The following is a 19,678-nucleotide window of genomic DNA, read 5'->3' on the forward strand; positions in this document are numbered from 1 at the left end:
AGCCGCACGACCGTCAGGTCGTGCGGCTTTTCTTTAAGTGTCATCCAACCGCCGTGTAGAAATTGAGGAGAGCACAGTGTCGCGTAGACGCGTCGTGATCACTGGCCTTGGCATGCTGTCGCCGCTGGGCACCAACGTCCCGGACAGCTGGCAGGGCATTCTGGCTGGCCGCAGTGGCATCGGCCTGATCGAGCATATGGACCTTTCCGCCTACTCCACCCGCTTCGGTGGTTCGGTGAAGGGCTTCGATGTCGAGCAGTACCTGTCCGCCAAGGAAGCTCGCAAGCTCGACCTGTTCATCCAGTACGGCCTCGCTGCCAGCTTCCAGGCTGTGCGTGACTCCGGTCTGGAAGTCACCGACGCCAATCGTGAGCGCATCGGTGTGGCCATGGGCTCCGGTATCGGCGGCCTGACCAATATCGAGAACAACTGCAAATCCTTGATCGAGCAGGGGCCGCGGCGTATTTCGCCTTTCTTCGTTCCCGGTTCGATCATCAACATGGTGTCCGGCTTCCTGTCGATCCACCTGGGGCTGCAGGGGCCGAACTACGCCATCGCCACCGCCTGCACCACCGGCACCCACTGCATCGGCATGGCCGCACGCAACATTGCCTATGGCGAGGCCGACGTGATGATCGCCGGCGGTTCCGAGATGGCGGCCTGTGGGCTCGGCCTGGGTGGCTTCGGTGCCGCGCGGGCGTTGTCCACGCGCAACGATGACCCTGCCGCCGCCAGTCGCCCCTGGGATCGTGGTCGTGATGGCTTCGTGCTTTCCGACGGCGCCGGTGCGCTGGTCCTCGAGGAGCTGGAGCACGCCAAGGCCCGCGGCGCCACCATCTATGCCGAGCTGGTCGGCTTCGGCATGAGCGGCGACGCCTTCCACATGACCTCGCCGCCGGACGATGGTGCCGGTGCCGCGCGCTGCATGCGCAATGCCCTGCGCGATGCCGGCCTGAACGGTGACCAGGTGCAGTACATCAATGCCCATGGCACCTCCACGCCGGCCGGCGACAAGGCGGAAGCCGCAGCGGTCAAGAGCGTGTTCGGCGACCATGCCTACAAGGTCGCGGTGAGCTCCACCAAGTCCATGACCGGCCACCTGCTGGGCGCCGCCGGTGCCGTCGAGGCGATCTTCAGCGTGCTGGCGATCCGCGACCAGGTGGCGCCGCCGACCATCAACCTGGATGACCCGGACGATGGTTGCGACCTGGACTTCGTGCCTCACGAAGCCCGTTCCATGCCCATCGACGTGGTCCTGTCCAACTCCTTCGGTTTCGGTGGCACCAACGGTTCCCTGGTGTTCCGCCGGTTCGCCGATTGATGCTGGCCTGGGTCGACGGCCTGCCGGCCGGGTCGCTGTCCCTCAAGGATCGCGGCCTGGCCTACGGCGACGGGCTGTTCGAGACCATCGCCGTGCGTGGTGGTCGACCCGGGCTGCTGGAGCGTCACCTCGCGCGCCTTGCCGAAGGTGCGCGTCGCCTGTGCATCGAGCTCGACCTGCACCTCGTGCGTGAAGAGCTGCTGGCGTTCTGCGCCCAGCAGGGCGAGGGCGTCGCCAAGCTCATGGTGACCCGTGGCGACGGCCTGCGCGGCTATGCACCGCCCACCACGCCGCCCCGGCGCATCCTCATGGGCAGCGCCTATCCCGCTTATCCCGAAACCAACGCCCAGCAAGGCGTCGAACTGTTCCCCTGCGCCACGCGCCTGGCCGAGCAGCCCCTGCTTGCGGGCCTCAAGCACCTCAACCGCCTGGAGCAGGTGCTGGCCCGATCAGAATGGCAGGATGCTCGCTTCGCCGAAGGGCTGATGCGCGACGTATCCGGTCGGGTCATCGAAGGGGTGTTCAGCAACCTCTTCCTGGTCAGTGGCGGCGTGTTGATCACCGCCGATCTCGCGCGCAGCGGCGTGGCCGGCGTGATGCGTGCCGAACTGCTGGAGCAGGCCGCAGCCCAGGGCATCGCCACGCGCGTATGCGATATCGAGTACGAGGAACTGCTGGGAGCCGACGAAGTCTTCCTCTGCAACAGCCTCTACGGCGTCTGGCCCGTGCGCGCCGTCGCCGGGCACGACTGGTCGGTCGGGCCGCTCACCCGTAAACTGCAGGCCCTTGCCCGCGCCCTACTGGATTGCTGATTCGTGATACGCAAATTGCTCGTGCTGCTGCACAGTGGCTTGATCCTCGGCGGCCTGGTGTTCGCCTATGCCGGTTGGCAGCAGCGTGAAGCCCTCAAGCAGCCGCTCGTCCTCACCGGGGAGCAATTGCTCGATGTGCCGGCCGGGTCCACCCCCGGTGGCCTGCTCAACCGGCTGGAAGAGGAGGGCGTGATCCAGGATGCATTCTGGTTGCGCCAGTATTGGCGCTTCAACCTCGCGGGTCAGTCGCTGCACAGCGGCGAATACCGCATGGCCCCGGGGATGGATGCAGCTCAACTGCTGGGTCTCTGGCAGCGTGCCGAAGTGGTGCAATACAGCCTGACGCTGGTGGAGGGCTGGAACTTCCGTCAACTGCGTGCGGCCCTGGCCAAGCAGCCCAAGCTGGAGCAGACCCTGGCGGATGCCAGCGATGCCGAGCTGATGAAGCGGCTCGGCCTGGAGGGGCAGCACCCCGAGGGTCGTTTCTTCCCCGATACCTATCGCTACGTGCGCGGCATGCGTGACATCGACCTGCTCAAGCAGGCCCACCAGCGTCTCGAACAGGTGCTGGAGAGCGAGTGGGCGAAGCGGGCGGACGACCTGCCCTACGCCGACCCCTACCAGGCGCTGATCATGGCTTCGATGGTGGAGAAGGAGACCGGCGTGCCCAGCGAGCGCGGCCAGATCGCCGGTGTCTTCGTGCGTCGCCTGAAGCTCGGCATGCTGCTGCAGACCGACCCCACGGTGATCTACGGCCTGGGCGAGCGCTACGCCGGCAAGATCACCCGTGCCCACCTGCGTGAATCCACGCCCTACAACACCTACGTGATCGCCGGCATGCCGCCGACCCCCATCGCCATGGTCGGTCGCGAGGCGATCCACGCCGCCTTGCACCCGGTGGATGGTAAGAGCCTCTACTTCGTGGCCCGTGGCGACGGCAGCCACGTGTTTTCCGAATCGCTCGCCGACCACAACCAGGCGGTGCGTGAATACCAGTTGAAGCGGCGCGCGGACTATCGCTCCAGCCCCGCTCCCATCACCAACAAGGACACCCCGTGAGCGGTCTGTTCATCACGCTCGAAGGTCCCGAAGGGGCCGGCAAGAGCACCAATCGCGACTTCCTCGCCGAGCGCCTGCGCGGCCACGGCATCGACGTGCTGCTGACCCGCGAGCCGGGTGGCACTCCATTGGCCGAGCGCATCCGTGAACTGCTCCTGGCGCCCAGCGATGAAGCCATGGCCGCCGATACCGAGCTGCTGCTGATGTTCGCCGCCCGTGCCCAGCACATCGCCGGGGTGATCCGCCCGGCGCTTGCCCGGGGCCAGGTGGTGCTTTGCGACCGTTTCACCGACGCCACCTACGCCTACCAGGGCGGAGGGCGGGGGTTGCCCGTCGAGCGCATCGCGTTGCTGGAGAACTTCGTCCAGGGCGAGCTGCGTCCTGACCTGACCCTGGTCTTCGACCTGCCCGTGGACGTCGGCCTCAGCCGTGCCGCCGCGCGCGGTCGCCTGGACCGCTTCGAGCAGGAAGACCGCAGTTTCTTCGAGGCCGTGCGGCAGACCTACCTGCAGCGGGCCGCCGCAGCACCCGAGCGCTACCGTGTGCTGGATGCCGCCGCCCCGCTGGCCGACGTCCAGCAGACCCTCGAAGCCCTGCTGCCCGAACTGCTGGAGCGTTGCCGTGGCTGAAGCCTATCCCTGGCAGGAATCGCTCTGGCAGCACCTCGCCGGTCGTCCGCGTCATGCCCACGCCTACCTGCTGCATGGCCCGGCCGGCATCGGCAAGCGCGCCCTTGCCGAGCGCCTGATGGCGCGTCTCCTGTGCCAGAAGCCCGACGGCCTCGATGCCTGCGGCCAGTGCAAGTCCTGCTACCTGCTGGCCGCCGGGACCCACCCGGACAACTTCGTGCTGGAGCCGGAAGAAGCGGACAAGGCGATCAAGGTCGACCAGGTCCGCGAACTGGTCGAGTTCGTGGTGCAGACCGCGCAACTCGGCGGGCGCAAGGTCGTCCTGCTCGAGCCCGCCGAAGCGATGAACCTGAACTCCGCCAACGCCCTGCTCAAGAGCCTGGAAGAGCCTTCCGGCGACACCGTGCTGCTGCTCATCAGCCACCAGCCCAGCCGGCTGCTGCCGACCATCAAGAGCCGCTGCGTGCAGCAGGCCTGCCCATTGCCGGGCGAGGCCGCCAGCCTGGCCTGGCTGGCGAAGGCGCTGCCGGATGCCGACGAACAGGTCCGCCGCGACCTGCTGGTGCTTGCCGGCGGCTCGCCGCTCACCGCCCAGCGCCTGCACGGCCAGGCGGTGCTGGAGCAGCGCGCCCAGGTGGTGGACGGGGTGAAGAAACTGATCAAGCAGCAGGTGGGGGCGAGCCAGCTCGCCGAAGGCTGGAACGCCGTGCCGCTGATCCTGCTGTTCGACTGGTTCTGCGATTGGGCGCAACTGATGCTGCGCTACCAGCTGACGCGTGATGAAGAAGGCCTGGGCATGGCCGACATGCGCAAGGTCGTCCAGTACCTCGCCGACAAGGCACCCCAGCACAAGGTGCTGGGGTTCCAGGACTGGTTGCTGCAGCAGCGGCAGAAGGTCCTGGGCAAGGCCAACCTCAACCGTGTCTTGCTTCTCGAAGCCTTGCTGGTGCAGTGGGCAAGCCTGCCCGGACCGGGCTAGAATCCACCGCTGAGCCAGCTAGCCAGGAAAGCCGCATGAGCCTGCCACCCAATCTGGGCCCGCGTAACGGGATCCTGTCCTTGACCATCAAGGACAAGTCCGTGCTGTATGCCGCCTATATGCCCTTCATCAAGAACGGCGGCCTGTTCATCCCGACGAACAAGAGCTACAAGCTCGGCGACGAAGTGTTCATGCTCCTCAACCTCATGGACGAGCAGGAAAAGATCCCGGTGGCCGGCAAGGTCGTCTGGATCACCCCGAAGGGGGCCCAGGGCAACCGTGCCGCCGGCATCGGCGTGCAGTTCAACGACGGCGACACCGGTGCACGCAACAAGATCGAGACCTACCTCGCCGGTGCCCTCAAGTCGGACCGCCCCACCCACACCATGTAACGCCGCGCCGGCCCATCGTGGCCGGCGCCTCCTGACGTCCAAGTGATCCGAACCATGCTGGTCGATTCCCACTGCCATCTCGATCGCCTCGATCTCGCCGCTCATGGCGGTTCCCTCGATGCGGCGCTCGAGGCTGCCCGTGCCCGCGGTGTCGGGCAGTTCCTCTGCATCGGCGTCAGCGCCGACAACGCCGCCGCGGTCAAGGACCTGGCCAGCCGCTATGCCGACGTGCATTGCTCCGTCGGCGTGCACCCGCTGGACCTGGCTCCCGGCGAAGCCCCGGCCCTGGATTGGCTGCTGGGTGAGCTCGACCACCCCCGCGTTGCCGCCATCGGCGAGACCGGCCTCGACTACCACTACGAGCCCGAGGCCGCCGAGTTGCAACAACAGGCCTTCCGCCTGCACCTCGAAGCCGCCCGCATCACCGGCAAGCCGGTGGTCGTGCACACCCGCGAGGCGCGCGCCGATACCCTGGCGCTGCTGCGCGAGGCAGCGCTGCCCCAGGCGGGCGTGCTGCACTGTTTCACCGAGGATTGGGAAATGGCCAAGGCGGCCCTGGACATCGGCTTCTATATCTCGCTGTCCGGCATCGTCACCTTCCGCAACGCCGAAGCGCTGCGCGAGGTCGCCCGGCAGGTGCCGGCCGACCGCCTGCTGGTCGAGACCGACTCGCCCTACCTGGCCCCCATTCCGCATCGAGGCAAGCCCAACCTGCCCGAGTACGTGCGGGAGGTCGCCGAGTTCCTCGCACAGCTGCGTGGGGTGGAGTTCGAGCGCTTCGCCGAGCAGACCACCGCCAACTTCCGGCGCCTGTTCCCCTTGGCGCGCCTGGCGGGTTGAAACTCGCGGGCAAAAAAAACCCGGGTTCTGGGGGATGAATCCGGGTCAAGACCATTAGGAGTAAAACAAAGGTACGCGATCCTCGGTACCTTGACTGGTGGGGCACTTGGGGGGAGATGCCGCACGCCAGTCATTTGAGTATTGGTCAATATCCTCTAGCGTCCAGATGCGATTGCTCGTTTTTTAAACAGATTTGGAATACGCGCAAGGCGTCTGAGTCCTCAAGCGTCTGCCGACTGGGCTTGTGCCTGCCGGTGACGGCTACGCCCCTTCCTGACCGGGCTGCGCTCAATGGTCGCACCCCGAATCCACGCGCTGGCGTGCGTCATCTTTGTGCGGGTGGGGTGGCGTTGCGATCCGAAAGCCTACTGCGTGTGCGCTTCGCGTTCATCGGTATGACCGCTGCAAGCCATCTGGTTCGCGGTTTCCAGGGCCTTCGAGCATGCCCTGAAACATGTCGAACCCATCTGGCAATAGGCTCATAGTCGGATGTTCCGTGCATTTTGGCGCTAATTAGGCATAATACGCGGCTTGATTTTTGACCCTACAGTCCCTTTATGCAGAAAGAACCCCGTAAAGTCCGTGAGTTCCGCCGTCGTGAGCAGGAAATCCTCGACACCGCCCTGAAACTGTTCCTGGAGCAGGGTGAAGACAGCGTCACCGTCGAGATGATCGCCGACGCGGTGGGCATCGGCAAAGGCACCATCTACAAGCACTTCAAGTCGAAGGCGGAGATCTACCTGCGCCTGATGCTCGATTACGAGCGTGACCTGAACGAGCTGCTGCATTCGGCGGATGTGGACCGTGACAAGGAAGCGCTGTCGCGCGCTTACTTCGAATTCCGCATGCGTGACCCGCAGCGCTACCGCCTGTTCGACCGCCTGGAAGAGAAGGTTGTGAAGAACAGCCAGGTGCCCGAGATGGTCGAGCAACTGCACAAGATCCGTGCTTCCAACTTCGAGCGCCTGACCCAACTGATCAAGGGCCGCATCGCCGAAGGCAAGCTGGAAGACGTCCCGCCGTATTTCCACTACTGCGCGGCCTGGGCCCTGGTGCATGGCGCCGTGGCGCTCTACCACTCGCCGTTCTGGAGCAACGTCCTCGAGGATCAGGAAGGCTTCTTCCAGTTCCTGATGGACATCGGCGTGCGCATGGGCAACAAGCGCAAGCGCGAGAATGACGCCCCATCGGGCTGAGTGATCGCGCCCAGCCGGATGGCAAATGCATGGGACTGGCGATGGGGCGGCGATATACTTCGCCCCATTCCCCGTCGGAGCGTCCCATGATCGTCGACCGCCAAGGCAGGCGCTTCCGCAACCTGCGCATCAGCCTGACCGCCGCCTGCAACTACGCCTGCACCTACTGCGTGCCCAACGGCAAGCGCCTGGTCGCGGCACAGGACGAGCTTTCTGCCGAGGCCATGGTTCGCGGCGTCTCCTACCTGATGGAGGCCGCCGGCATCGAGCGCCTGCGCATCACCGGCGGCGAGCCGCTGGTGAGCCCCAAGCTCGATCACTTCCTTCGCGGCGTCAGCGGCCTCGGCCTCGATGACATCAGCCTCACCACCAACGGCCAACTGCTCTCGCGCAAGCTGCCGCTGCTGGTCGATTGCGGCATCCGCCGCCTCAACGTTTCCCTCGACACCCTGGATGCCGACGCCTTCCGGGGTATCGCCCGTGGCGGTGACCTGAAGACCGTGCTGCAGGGGCTCGCCGAGGCCCGGGCGGCGGGGCTGAAGATCAAGCTCAACATGGTGCCCCTGCGTGGCCAGAACCTGGACCAGGTCATGCCGTTGCTGGAGTACTGCCTGGAGAACGGCTTCGAGCTGCGCTTCATCGAGCTGATGCGCATGGGTCACCTGGCTCGCGATGGCGTCGGCTTCCAGCAGCAGTTCATCGGCCTGGACGAGCTGCTCCAGTTGATCGGCGAGCGTCACGAGTTCGTCCAGGCCGAAGCGCCGGTGGACGCCACCGCGCTGCGCTATGCGATTCCCGGGCTGGGGTATTTCGGCATTATCGCCAACGAGAGCGTGCCGTTCTGCCGCACCTGCTCGCGCCTGCGCCTGTCCTCCACCGGCTGGCTCCACGGCTGCCTGTCATCGAGCAACCGTCACTATGTCGGCGACCTGCTGGACAAGCCTCGCCACCAGGCTCTCCCGGGCCTGCAGCGGCTGCTGGTGAAGGCCCTGGCGGACAAACAGGACATCGCCTTCTCCGGCGGCGTCACCGTCATGAAGATCATCGGCGGCTGAACACCCGCTCCCGATGAGCGCAGCGCCGCCGGTTCAGGTCGCGCGCTTGCGTTCCTCGTACGCTTGGTCGGCCGCCAGCAGTGCCTCCAGATCGGGGAAGCAGGCGACCATCGCGATCACCAGCGCCGGGTCGAAGTGGCTCCCTGCCTGTTCCCTGATGTATGCCTGAGCGCGATCGGGATCCCAGGCCCGCTTGTAGGGGCGGTCCATGCGCAGCGCATCGTAGACATCGCAAAGGGCGACTATCCGCGCCGAGAGAGGGATGGCCTCGCCCGCCAGGCCGCGCGGGTAGCCGCTGCCGTCCCACTTTTCGTGGTGGCAGTAGGCGATTTCGGCCGCCATTTCGCTCAGTTCGGTGCCAGGGTCCTCGTGCAGAATGGTGTAACCGATCACCGGGTGTTCCATCATCTGGCTGCGCTCCTCTGCCGTCAGCGGGCCCTGCTTGAGGAGGATGTCGTCACTGATACCTATCTTGCCCAGGTCATGCATCGGAGCCGCCAACCGAATCGTCTCGCACCAGGCGGCGGGCATGCCCAGCGTCGTGGCCACCATGGCGGCGGATTCCCCGATGCGCATGATGTGGTTACCGGTGTCGTTGTCGCGGTAGCAGGCGGCCCTGCCCAGGGCGCGAATCGCCGAGCGGTAGCTTTCCTCCAGTTGCGCCGTTCGCGACCTGACCTTGTTTTCCAGGTCCTGATTGAGTTGTTCAAGGCTGGCGGTAGCGTGGGCCAGGCTCAGGCAACTGCGCATCCGCAGGAGCAGCTCGGGCAGGTCCACCGGCTTGGTGAGGTAGTCGTTCGCGCCCAGTTCGAGGCCTCGGCGCCGGCTCTCCGGGTCGTCCAGAGCGGTCAGGATTATCACGGGGCAACGTGAGCGGTTCCGGTCGCGCAGGTGTCCGAGGATCTCGAATCCGTTGGGGGGTGGCATGTCCAGATCGAGCAGCAGCAGATCCCATGGATTGGACTTCACCCATTCCAGGCCCGCGGCGGAATCCGTGAAGCTGATGATATGGCGCAGGCCGAACGCCTTGACGCTGGATTCCAACAGTCGGAGGTTGGTCTGGATATCGTCGATGATGACGATGCGGGTTTCCGGCGAGATGCTAGAGAACATCTGATTCCTCCTGAATCATCATTGAGCTGACCAGCTCACGCAGCTCGCCAATATTGATCGGCTTCCTCAGCACCGCTTTGAAGGGGTAGTGCTGCAGGGAGCGATGGTCCGGCGCTTCGCTGAGCAGGATGACGGGGATATCGCTGCCTCCGGGGAGGCTTTTCAGGCGATCGGTCGCCTCGGCGCCCGGCACTCTGCAGTCCATGAGGAGCAGGTCCGGGAGCCCCTTCGCCAGCTCTTGCGCGAGCCTGTCCCCGTGCTCGATCAGCGTCACCTTGGCGAGGCTGCCAAGTGCCTGGTTCACTCGCTGCTGGCTCGCCGGGTGATCATCGAGGTAGTACACGTGCAGCGGCCTCGGCCCAATGTCCCTGAGCATTTCCTCGGGGGCGCGGGCGAGGGCGAGCTCGATCCAGAACCGGCTACCCACGCCCGGTTCGCTGCGCAGCCCCATGCTGCCTTGCATCAGCTCGGCCAGTTCACGGCACAGCGACAGTCCGATCCCGGTGCCCTGTATGGAGGTGTTTTCCTTACCCAGGCGCTGGAAGGGTTCGAACAGCGCCTTCTGCAGATCCGGCTCGACACCTTCGCCGCCGTCTTCCACGTAGAGGCGCAGGCGATCACCGATGGTTTCCGTGCCCATCGCCAGCAGGGCGGCGGGGCGGTTGTACTTGATGCCGTTGGAAAGCAGGTTGATCAGCACCTGGCGCAGGCGCCTGGCGTCGGCCATGACATGCACCGGCTCGTCCGGCAGCAGCACCTGCAGGTCGAGGCCCGCCGTTTCCGCCTGCGCCCTGATCATTTCCGAGCATTCGAGCATGAGCGCGCCGACCTCCACCGAGCGCAGGTTGAGCCTGGGGGCTTCGGCCTGCAGGCTGGACCAGTCCAGCAGGTCGTCGACCAGTTGCCCCAGGTGCCCGCTGGCCAGCAGGATCTCGTCCAGGGGTTGCGTGTCCGCCTGCTCCTCCGTGGCCTTCATGCGCAGCAGCTGTGCGAATCCATGGATCGCGTTGAGCGGCGTGCGCAATTCGTGGCTGATGCTGGAGATGAAGCGTGATTTCGCCTGGCTGGCGGCCTGGGCCTCGCGGGTGCGATAGCGCAGGTCCTCCTCCACCTGCTTGAGCACCTGGATGTCCACGAAGGTGCCGGCGGCAAGACGCCTGTCCGGCTCCTGCTCCAGATGGAGTATCCGGCCGCGGCAGAGCATCCAGAGGGGCGACTCGTCGGGGCCGAGCACACGCAGCTCGAGGTCGATGCGGGTGAGGTTGCCGATCCGCAGCCCCTGCAGTGCGGCGTCGAGCCTGGGGACGTCCTCGGGTGCTATGCGGGAGAACAGGTCCGCCCGGCCCAGCTCGCTGTCAGGCAGACCGAAGCGTTGGCAGAACTCCCCGCGAAAGAGCAGGCGGTCCCTCGCCAGGTCGTATTCCCAGAGCCCGGCGGTGACGCTTTCGATGACCAGCTCCAGGCGCTGCTGGGCCGAGCTGCGCTGCATTTCGCTGAGACTGAGCTGCTCGCCCATGACCATCACGGATTCGGCCATCTGGTCCAGTTCGTGGATAGAGGACACCGCACGCCTCGGGTGCCATTCACCCCTGCCGATCCTTCTCAGCATCTCGGCGATGGCGTCGATCGAGTCCCGCAGCTTCTCGCTCAGGCTTCTCGCCCGCAGCCACATGTAGGTGAAAAAGCACAGGTAGAAGCCGATCATCCCGGCGATCAGCAGGTAGCCGATCGACTGGTAGTGGCCGGCCAGCGAGTTCGTCGCCGCCATCACTTCGCTCTTGTCCGCCAGTGCCACCAGGCGCCACCCGGCGGGCTGGATCTCGTCCCAGGCGGCCAGGTGCGTCTTGCCGCGCAGGGTGATCTCCGCATGGCCGCTGGGACTGGCCGCCAGCAGCCGGGCCAGCGCCTTGGTATCGGGGCGCCGCTCCAGGTTGAAGTCGTCCGGCTTGAAGCGTTCGGTGCGGACCGCCTCCTGGTAGGTATGTCCCGTCAGCTCCCGCAGGTCGAAGTCATGCTCCGCCGCACGGGGCAGCGCCAGGATGTTCATGTCCTTGCTGACGAGCAGCAGGTAACCGCCCCAGCCGATATGCAGCTTGCCGATCTCCTGGAGGATGCCGTCCACCGTGAGGTCCATCCCGGCCACGCCCTCCAGGAAGTCATCGCGGTAGACGGGGAAGATGGAGGATGCCATCCAGCCGTTGCCGGCAGGATCCAGGTAGACGTCGGTCCAGCGTTGCAGGCGATCCGGGTTGTGGGTCGCATCCGCCAGGTAATAGAAGTTGTAGTCGGGGATGCGCATGTTGTGCGGGTACTGCAGTTCGGTGTGGAACCACGGATAGATCCTGTTGTAGCTGTCCCAGGTATTGAAATAGATGCTTGAGATCAGCGATTGATGGCTTTGCATTTCCCTCATCAGCGGGTCGAGCATCGAGAGCCGTTGAGCCCTTGCCTGGCTCTGTGTTCCGGCAGGCGAGAGGCTGGAGTAGAAGGATGCGGCTCCGCCCAGGTCCTCGGGGCTGTAATGGGCGCCATCCTCGGTGACGGCGAGCTTCTCGATGGGCGCGACGGAAGGGGTGGAAAGTGCCAGCCCCACCAGGTGGCCGAACAGTTCTGTGTTGCTGGCGATGTGCGCCAGGTGGTCCTGGATGATCTGGGCATTCTGGTTGGCCGTGGCACCGAGGCTGTCGAGTGCGTTCTGCTGCAGGTAGGCGATCTGGGCGTCGCGCATCTGCTGGTTGCTCAGCAGGTAGCAGGCGATCAGCACGGTTTCCACCAGGATCAGCGGCAGCAGCGCGCTCTGCACGAACGCTTTCCAGATCCACTGGCGCAGGCCGATCTTGCGGGCGAGTCCACTCATTTCCTTTTCCTTGCGCGATGCGCCGGAAGGTGCCGTATCCAGAGGCTAGGTCAGGCTCCCCCCAGCCGGGGCTGCGCCGATCCCGAGCGATCAGAACGACTCGAGATAAGCGCAGCGGCGGCTATTGCGATCCGTCACAGGCGGAACGAGGCGACGGCGGACTTGAGTTCCACCGCCAGGCGTGACAGGTCCTGGCTGGAGGCGCGGGTCTGGCTGGCTCCAGCCGAGGTCTGGGTGGACAGATCGCGGATGTTGACCAGGCTGCGGTCGACCTCGCGGGCCACTGCGGCCTGTTGTTCGGCAGCGCTGGCCACCTGGACGTTCTGTTCGTTGATCGAGGCGATGGTGCGGGCGATGTCGCCCAGGCTCCCATCGGCGGCCTGGGCAAGGCTCACCGTTGTCTGGGCCAGGCGCGTACTGCCCTGCATCGTCGCGACTGTGGCGCTGGCCTCCTGTTGCAACTGGTTCACCATCTGCTCGATCTCGTGGGTGGATTGCTGGGTACGCTGTGCCAGCAGGCGAACTTCGTCGGCCACCACCGCGAAGCCGCGCCCCTGTTCCCCGGCGCGGGCGGCCTCGATGGCGGCGTTGAGGGCCAGGAGGTTGGTCTGCTCGGCAATCGAGCGAATCACGTCGAGCACCTTGCCGACATCGTGCATCTGCCGGGCGAGCTTCTCGACACGCTCGGCGCTGCTGGTCACGTCGGTCGCCAGGGCGTTGATCGAGCGTACCGTCTCACCCACCTGCTCGCGGCCATGGCGCGTGGCGGTATCGGCCTGCCGCGAGGCGTCCATGGTCGTGGCCGCGTTGTGGGCCACCCCGTCCACCGCGGCGCTCATCTGGTTGCAGGCCGTGGCCGCCTGCTCGATCTCCTGGTTCTGCTGCACAAGGTCCCGGTTGGCGTCTTCGGTCACCGCATGCAACTGCTCGGAGGCCGAGGCGAGCTGGGTGGAGGAGTCGGCGATGAGGCTGATGGTCTGCCGCAGGTTCTGCTGCATGCCGCGCAGGGCGTTCATTAGGGAAGTCGCCTCGTCGTGCCCTTCCACCGGAATATCCCGGCTCAGGTCGCCCTGGGATACCTGGCTCGCCACTTCGACCGCCTGGTTCAGCGGCCGCACGATGCTTCGTGAAAGAAGGAGGGCGAGGATGACGGCCAGTCCGACGGCTCCGACAAGAATCAGCACGACAAGCAGGTTGGCGCGCTGGAAGGCAGAGGTGCTGGCCGTCGAGGCCTGCTTGGCTCCCTCCTCGTTGATTCTTATCAGTGCGGCGAGATCGTTACTGAGTGCACTGCCCAACTCATTCAGCTTGGCGGTGACCAGTGATTGGGCGCCGTCCTTGTCACCGGTTTCCAAGTGCTGGACCACTGTGCCGCGGACATCGATGTAGCTGCGCAGGTCCTCGAGATACCGGTCGAAGAGCCGCTGCTCCTCATCGCTCGAAATCATCCTGATGTAACTGTCCCGGGCTTTTTGCAGTGCCGTTTCGTCAGCCGCCAGGCGGTTTCTGGCAGCCTCGTCGTAGGTCACCAGGGCCCGCAGTGTAGAGGCTCGAAGCTGAAGGGTCGCGTCGTCCATGTGGCCTAGGGCGATGATGCTGGGCAGCCAGTTCCCATCGACCGCTTCGGAGCTGTCATGCATCTGGTGCATTTGCATCAGAGAGCCTACCCCGACCAGCATCAGCAACGTGACCAGAACTGCAAAGCCAAAATTGATCCGGGTGGATACACGTAACGAGCGAATCAACATGATGATCTCCCCAGTTGCACGGGCGTGTGGCGATATGAGTGCCCGATAGAAGTTTCAGGTCATGGGCGGATGTTTAACGAGCCGTTTGTGAAAAGTGCGTGAATTCAATAAGGCCACGATGACTCGTCGTCGTTACAGCAGTTGCAAGTTCCTATTCCTACAGCACTGATGGCAAAGTGCTTTTATCGTATTGTCGACTATTTCTACGGTATTTCCATGGGCGACAGGCGGTATAAGACTTTAGTGGGAAGTTGGATGGCTGATAATGATTTTCAGCTGAATGTAGTGGCCGTTATTGATTGCAAGCACGGCTCAACTGCGTATGGCCAATCCAGTCGAGCCGTGTCGCATCGAATATTTCGACGGCGCGTGCAATCTTCAGGCATTTTTGAATTCCGCACGCTCCTAGGCTTCCTGCCTGCCCGTATCGCTCGCTGGCATCAACGCTGCAAGTTCGATGTTCCTGAATCGGCTGCAATCCCGTCCCGCTTCCTTGGCCTCATATAAGGCGGCATCCGAAAACTCGAGAAGTCTTGCGATGTTCGGTACGACTTCATTGCTTTCACTGGAATGCGGCCAACTGGGACTTTCTTCATCGAAACTGGCGACGCCGATTGAAACCGTCACGTTCCCGTGTGGGCTGTCGGGGTGGGGAATGTTCAAGTGCCTGACACCGTCCCCCAGTTGGTCGGCTATGCGGCAGGCGCCGACATGATCGGTTTCGGGCAACAGCACGGCGAACTCTTCACCGCCATAGCGGGCCACCAGGTCGGCGGGTCTGTTGATGCAGGCGCGCAGGGCATGGGCGACGGCGATCAGGCACTGGTCGCCCTGCAAGTGGCCGTTACGGTCGTTGTAGCGTTTGAAATAGTCGATATCCATCAGCAGCAACGAGAAGGGTTGCCCGTTGCGGCGGGTCCTCAGCCATTCGCGCTCGATGGTCTGATCGAGGAAGCGACGGTTGGCCAGGCCCGTCAGGCCGTCGGTCTGCGCCAGCAGGTTGAGCCGGTCCATGGCCAGCTTCAGGTGCAGGTGCGTCTTCACCCGTGCATTGACGATGGCGGGGCGTATGGGCTTGCCGATGAAGTCCACCGCGCCCAGGGCGAGGCCCGCTTCCTCCATGCTCGCCTCGGTGTGGCTGGTGATGAAGATGACCGGGACGTCGCGCAGTTCCATTTCGGTCTTCATCCGTTCACAGACCTCGAAGCCGCCCATGCCGGGCATTTCGGCATCCAGCAGGACCAGGTCGGGCCTTTGCTCCTGTGCCGCCCGGAGTGCATCGGGGCCGTTGGTGGCGAAGCGGACCTTGCCGAGACTGCCGATCGCCTTGCTGAGGATGCGGATCGCTGAAGTGTCGTCATCGACGATCAGCAGGGAGGGTGTGTAGTCCATGGGGGTCACTCCTTGGCCACGAGGCCTGCGGACTCGAGCAGGTGCAACGCCTGTTCGAAGTCCAGGTTGTCGATCGCCTGCCAGACCTGTTCGGCCAGCGCCTGGCTCGAAACCTGGATGGCAGGGTATGCCTGGGCGAACTGCTCCAGCGCGGCCATGTCGTGGTCGCGCAGGTGGTCGATCAGCCTCGCCAGCGCGGGGCCCGCTGCCAGGTGGTCCGCGTCGCTGCGGGGGAGGGTGATCGCCTCGATGACGCCCGTCTGGCGTTCGAGTTCGAGATAGGCCCCCACCAACTGCCCGAGCAGTACCGGCAGGTGTGGGGCGTCGGGTTCGACCCGCAGCAGGGTCTCCGCCTCACCTGCAAGCTTGTGAAGGCGCCGGGCACCGAGCATGCCCGCCGACCCCCTGAGCTTGTGCAGGCGCGCTGTTAGCCCGGGCGGGTCGTCCTGCAGGCGCCGCCGGGTCGCTTCGTCGTCGCGGAATTCGCCGAACTCGCTGAACAGCCGCCGCAGCGAGGAGTTGAACAGCTCCAGGTCGTGACTCATGCGCTGGGCGACTTCAACGGTATCGATGCCTTCTATCGTCGGCCAGGGGCGGGAAGGCCCGGTGGGCGCCTCGATCGGACGTATGGGCAGGGGAGCGCCCCGGGAGTCCTGGACCGCCCGGCGGATGGCGCGGATCAGCACCTTGGGTTCCAGGGGTTTGCTGAGGAACTCGTCAATTCCGGCCGCCTTGGCCTGCCGACGTTCTTCCGGCAACGCTCCGGCGGTCAGAGCGAGCACGGGCAGTCGTTGCAGGCCGAGTTCGCCACGCAGTCGGCGGGTGGCCTCGAACCCGTCCATTTCCGGCATGTGCAGGTCCATCAGCACCACATCGAAGGCGGTGGTGTCCTCGCGCAGACAATCCAGCGCCTGGCGGCCGTTCATGCAGGTCTGCACCTCGGCGCCCTGCTGCTGGAGCATGAGACTGGCCACCTCGAGATTGATGTCGCTGTCATCCACCAGCAGCAGCCTTATGCCCTCCAGCCACCGGGCCTGGGTGATGTCCAGCTCGGTGGCGTGGATCAGTTTCTCGCCGTGGCCGTTGGGATGCCCGAGGCTGGCGGCAGCGATGGCGTTGTAGAGATCGGAGCCGTCCAGTGGCGTTCGGGCGTGATGGTCCACCAGTGCATCTTCCAGGGTGGGTGCAGCCGATGTCCGTGGCGCCGAGAACACCACGCTGCTGGGCATGCGTTCGCGTCCCAGCAATGCCCTGAGCTGTTCGAGCGTCTCCAGCACATCGTCGCCGGCCAAGTGGTCGAGTAGCAGGACATCGGCCAGTGGATGGCGGCGTGCGAGCCGTTGCCCGAGGTGTTCGAGCAGGTCTTCCCGTCTGAAGAATGGGGTGGCTCGCCAGCCCAGCGAGCGGCACAGCTGTGTGAGTCGCTGGCGTTCGCTCTCGTCCTGGCTCACCACCAGCACATCCAGGCTGGACGCGTTATCCGACAGGGCCTGTTCGTCGATGATCGGATCGAACGGCAGGCGTACCCAGAATTCGCTGCCCACCCCGAGGGTGCTGCGCACACCGACCGTCCCGCCCATCTTCTCGGCCAGGCCGCGTACCACCGACAGGCCCAATCCCGTGCCGCCGAAGCGACGGGTGGTGGAGGTGTCTGCCTGGGTGAAGGGGGAGAACACCCGCTCGATCACCTTGGCATCGATACCACAGCCGGTGTCCCGGACGCTGATGCAGAGCCAGCAGCGTACGTCGGTCTCGTGGGCGCATTCGACATTGACCTCGATGCCGCCGGCGGCTGTGAACTTGAGGGCGTTGCCGATCAGGTTCATGAGGATCTGATTGAGTCGCAACGCGTCGCCGGCAAGTTGTTCGGGCAGCGCATCGGCCTTGACTTCGAACCGCAGGCCCTTGGCTTCGGCCTGGGGCGCGAACAGTTCGGCGAGCTCGCCGAACAGCCGATGGGGACGGAACGGGCTGTTCTCCAGAAGCATCTCGCCGGCCTCGATCTTGGCGATGTCGAGGATGTCGTTGATGATCCCCAGCAGGGAGCGCCCGGCGATCTGCAGCTTGCCGAGCAGTTTCTCCTGCTGCTCGTCCAGGCGCGTGCCCTGCAACAGGTGGGCGATGCCGATGACCGCGTTCATGGGGGTGCGGATCTCATGGCTCATGTTCGCCAGGAACAGGCTCTTGGCGGCGTTGGCGCTTTCGGCCGAGGCTTTGGCCGCAAGAAGCTCGGCGCTGTTGCGCAGGCGCTCGGTGATGTCCTGGGCGATGGCCAGGTGACCGATGATCGCACCGGTTTCCATGCGAATGGAGGTGATGACCATGGACACCTGGATCTGCGAGCCCCCCTTGCGGATGTAGGTCCACTGGCGTGTTTCCGCGCCTTGCTCGTCGGGTTTGCAACGGAATACCTCCATCCCCTCGATGGGGCGGCCGTATTCGCGGCTGAGTTCGACCGCACGTGCCTGGACCTCCTCTGGCAGGTGGAAGTCCAGGAGATTGCGGATGCCGATCATTTCGGCGGCGGTATAGCCCAGCAGCAGTTCCGCGCCCCGGTTGAAGACGACGATCTCGCCCTGCATGTCCACGGCGATGATGGACACCTCGGACGAGGCGTCGAGCACCGCCTGCAGCAGGCCGGCGACCCGGGAGAGTTCGGCGGTGCGTTCGCTGACCTGTTGCTCGAGGTTGGCGTTGAACTGGCGCAGGTAGTTCTCCGCGCGCTTGCGGTCGCTGATGTCGTGCATCAGCTTCGCCGCGCCGAGGATGCTGTCGTCGGCCTCGCGGATCAGGCTGCAGGTGATGGTCACATCGATCAGGCGACCATCCTTGTGCAGGCGCTGGGTCTCCAGCGTCGGGCCGCGTTCCCCGCGTGCCACCCGTTCGAGCAGCGCTTCATCCTCGGCCAGGCGTTCCTGCGGGACCAGCAGGGGGGCCAGGGGGCGGCCGAGGATCTCCGCCTCGGTGTAGCCGAACATCTGCTCGGCGGCACGGTTCCAGGTGATGATCCGGCCATCCAGCGCCTCGCCGATGATCGCGTCGCTGGAGTTCTCGACGATGGTCGCCAGCCGCGCCTGGCCGGCCATCACCTGGTGCTGGCGCTGGCGTGACAGCAGCAGGGTGCCGACCATGCCGGTGAGCAGGAGGCTGGCCAGCAGCCCGACCACGAACACCCTGGCGGGGTGCACGGGGTCCAGGGATTCGACGAAGGCCGCATGGGCGCTGACCTGGAACAGCCAGGTGCGCCCGTAGACCTCGCGTTCGAAGCTGTAGGTCTGGACCAGCTCGCCATCCGGGCTCTGGTGGTGGGTCTCGAAGATGAGCTTGCGCTGCGGGGCGTCGGTCATGTCGTAGATCGCCAGGTGGAGGCTGTCCACGGGCAGGTCGAGGTCGGTCATCACCTCGCTCATCGCCAGGGGGGCGTAGCTCCAGCCCAGGGTTTCCTCATGGCGCGAGGGCAGGTCGGCGGGGGTGTCCGGGGTCCTGTAGACGGGCAGCAGGAACAGGAAGGAGCGATAGGCCTCCCTGGATTCGTTGATGAAGGTGATGGGCGCGGTGAGCGTGGCCTTGCCGCTGAGCATCGAGCGTTGCGCGGCGAGCCGGCGCAGGGGTTCGGAGGCGATGTCCAGGCCGATGGCTTCGATATTGACCTCCGGCGGATCGATGTACTGGATCACATAGCGTTCGCCCTGGAAGGGGGCGAACTGGTGGATGGTGAAGTTCGGCTGGCCATCGGCCCTGACCCTGTGCAGGAACTCCGCCTCCTCGTTGACCCTCACCCGGCGGATGAAACCGAACCCACGGGCTCCTGGGAATTCCTCCTGGAGGTTGCGCGCCCGGCTGTAGCGGGTGAACAGGTCGAGGGTGACATTGTCGATGCCCAGCATATGGACGGCGCCGCGCCAGCCCCTGAGGCGGAACTCGTAGATGCGCAGGCGCGACATGAGGTCGCCCTCTACCTCGCGGCTTTCGTCCTTCAGGGCCTCCTGCACGTGGTTGTCGATGGAGCGGACCTGCTGGAGGCTGGCCAGCGCGCTGAGCAACAGGCCCGAGAGCAGTACCAATGCCATCCAGATGGCGATGTGGATCCACGGCTGTGCCTTCATCCGCTCGAGTTCTCACGCCGGTGGGTGTTCGAAGCGGCCTGGGTAGGATGCTTCGAGCCCTGACTTTCCTGTCTTTATCCGTATTGGCGCCAGCGTACTTATGCCTAGTATCACTGTGACATCATTCTCTCGATGGAGAAGACGTCGTCTCGCTGTTGCCTCCTCACTATAGATGGCCC

General features: G+C 64.9%; 14 protein-coding genes. 9 read left to right on the forward strand and 5 right to left on the reverse strand.

The annotated features are described in order from the left end of the window. Positions 1–76 precede the first annotated feature (76 nt). From fabF to WFQ67_RS09480, 9 genes are all read left to right on the forward strand, one after another. The gene (gene fabF, locus WFQ67_RS09440) at positions 77–1,321 is read left to right on the forward strand and encodes a beta-ketoacyl-ACP synthase II (RefSeq protein ID WP_173173826.1); all 1,245 of its coding nucleotides are present in this window, start codon (positions 77–79) and stop codon (positions 1,319–1,321) included. Further along, positions 1,321–2,133 (forward strand): aminodeoxychorismate lyase, encoded by an 813-nt coding sequence (gene pabC / locus WFQ67_RS09445; RefSeq protein ID WP_337056673.1) that lies wholly within the window; start codon positions 1,321–1,323, stop codon positions 2,131–2,133. Before fabF ends, pabC begins: the two co-directional genes overlap by 1 nt. A gap of 3 nt (positions 2,134–2,136) precedes the next feature. Next, entirely contained in the window at positions 2,137–3,192 is a 1,056-nt protein-coding gene (gene mltG / locus WFQ67_RS09450) for an endolytic transglycosylase MltG (RefSeq protein WP_213628944.1), read from the forward strand. Next, complete coding sequence (gene tmk, locus WFQ67_RS09455; protein ID WP_213628945.1) at positions 3,189–3,821, forward strand: dTMP kinase; 633 nt, start codon at positions 3,189–3,191, stop codon at positions 3,819–3,821. The genes mltG and tmk overlap by 4 nt, the downstream gene beginning before the upstream one ends. Next, a complete protein-coding gene (locus WFQ67_RS09460) occupies positions 3,814–4,800 on the forward strand; it encodes a DNA polymerase III subunit delta' (protein ID WP_337056674.1) in 987 nt (328 codons plus the stop codon). The genes tmk and WFQ67_RS09460 overlap by 8 nt, the downstream gene beginning before the upstream one ends. Before the next feature lie 35 nt (positions 4,801–4,835). Further along, positions 4,836–5,192, forward strand: coding sequence for a PilZ domain-containing protein (locus WFQ67_RS09465; RefSeq protein WP_021217603.1), 357 nt, complete (start codon positions 4,836–4,838; stop codon positions 5,190–5,192). A gap of 54 nt (positions 5,193–5,246) precedes the next feature. Next, positions 5,247–6,032: a TatD family hydrolase gene (locus WFQ67_RS09470; RefSeq protein ID WP_213628947.1), complete on the forward strand. Its 786-nt coding sequence runs from the start codon at positions 5,247–5,249 to the stop codon at positions 6,030–6,032. Positions 6,033–6,589: 557 nt separating this feature from the next. After that, the gene (locus tag WFQ67_RS09475; protein WP_021217601.1) at positions 6,590–7,228 is read left to right on the forward strand and encodes a TetR/AcrR family transcriptional regulator; all 639 of its coding nucleotides are present in this window, start codon (positions 6,590–6,592) and stop codon (positions 7,226–7,228) included. Positions 7,229–7,314: 86 nt separating this feature from the next. Continuing rightward, on the forward strand, positions 7,315–8,283 hold the full coding sequence (locus WFQ67_RS09480; RefSeq protein WP_213628948.1) for a GTP 3',8-cyclase MoaA: 969 nt from the start codon (positions 7,315–7,317) through the stop codon (positions 8,281–8,283). A 33-nt stretch (positions 8,284–8,316) separates the two neighbouring features. Here WFQ67_RS09480 and WFQ67_RS09485 read toward each other — a convergent pair whose 3' ends face one another. From WFQ67_RS09485 to WFQ67_RS09505, 5 genes are all read right to left on the reverse strand, one after another. Then, positions 8,317–9,396: an HD-GYP domain-containing protein gene (locus tag WFQ67_RS09485; RefSeq protein WP_337056675.1), complete on the reverse strand. Its 1,080-nt coding sequence runs from the start codon at positions 9,394–9,396 to the stop codon at positions 8,317–8,319. Next, positions 9,386–12,253: a hybrid sensor histidine kinase/response regulator gene (locus WFQ67_RS09490; protein ID WP_337056676.1), complete on the reverse strand. Its 2,868-nt coding sequence runs from the start codon at positions 12,251–12,253 to the stop codon at positions 9,386–9,388. Before WFQ67_RS09490 ends, WFQ67_RS09485 begins: the two co-directional genes overlap by 11 nt. A gap of 134 nt (positions 12,254–12,387) precedes the next feature. Then, positions 12,388–14,001: a methyl-accepting chemotaxis protein gene (locus WFQ67_RS09495; RefSeq protein ID WP_337056677.1), complete on the reverse strand. Its 1,614-nt coding sequence runs from the start codon at positions 13,999–14,001 to the stop codon at positions 12,388–12,390. A 405-nt stretch (positions 14,002–14,406) separates the two neighbouring features. Further along, positions 14,407–15,393 carry a GGDEF domain-containing response regulator gene (locus WFQ67_RS09500; protein WP_213628950.1) on the reverse strand — a complete coding sequence of 329 codons (987 nt, stop codon included), beginning with the start codon at positions 15,391–15,393 and terminating at the stop codon, positions 14,407–14,409. 5 nt (positions 15,394–15,398) lie between these two features. Then, on the reverse strand, positions 15,399–19,499 hold the full coding sequence (locus WFQ67_RS09505; RefSeq protein ID WP_337056678.1) for a CHASE domain-containing hybrid sensor histidine kinase/response regulator: 4,101 nt from the start codon (positions 19,497–19,499) through the stop codon (positions 15,399–15,401). Between the last annotated feature and the right edge of the window lie 179 nt (positions 19,500–19,678).

Origin of the sequence: Pseudomonas sp. USHLN015 (genome assembly GCF_037153275.1) — a bacterium.
GTDB classification, from domain to species: Bacteria; Pseudomonadota; Gammaproteobacteria; order Pseudomonadales; family Pseudomonadaceae; genus Metapseudomonas; species Metapseudomonas tohonis.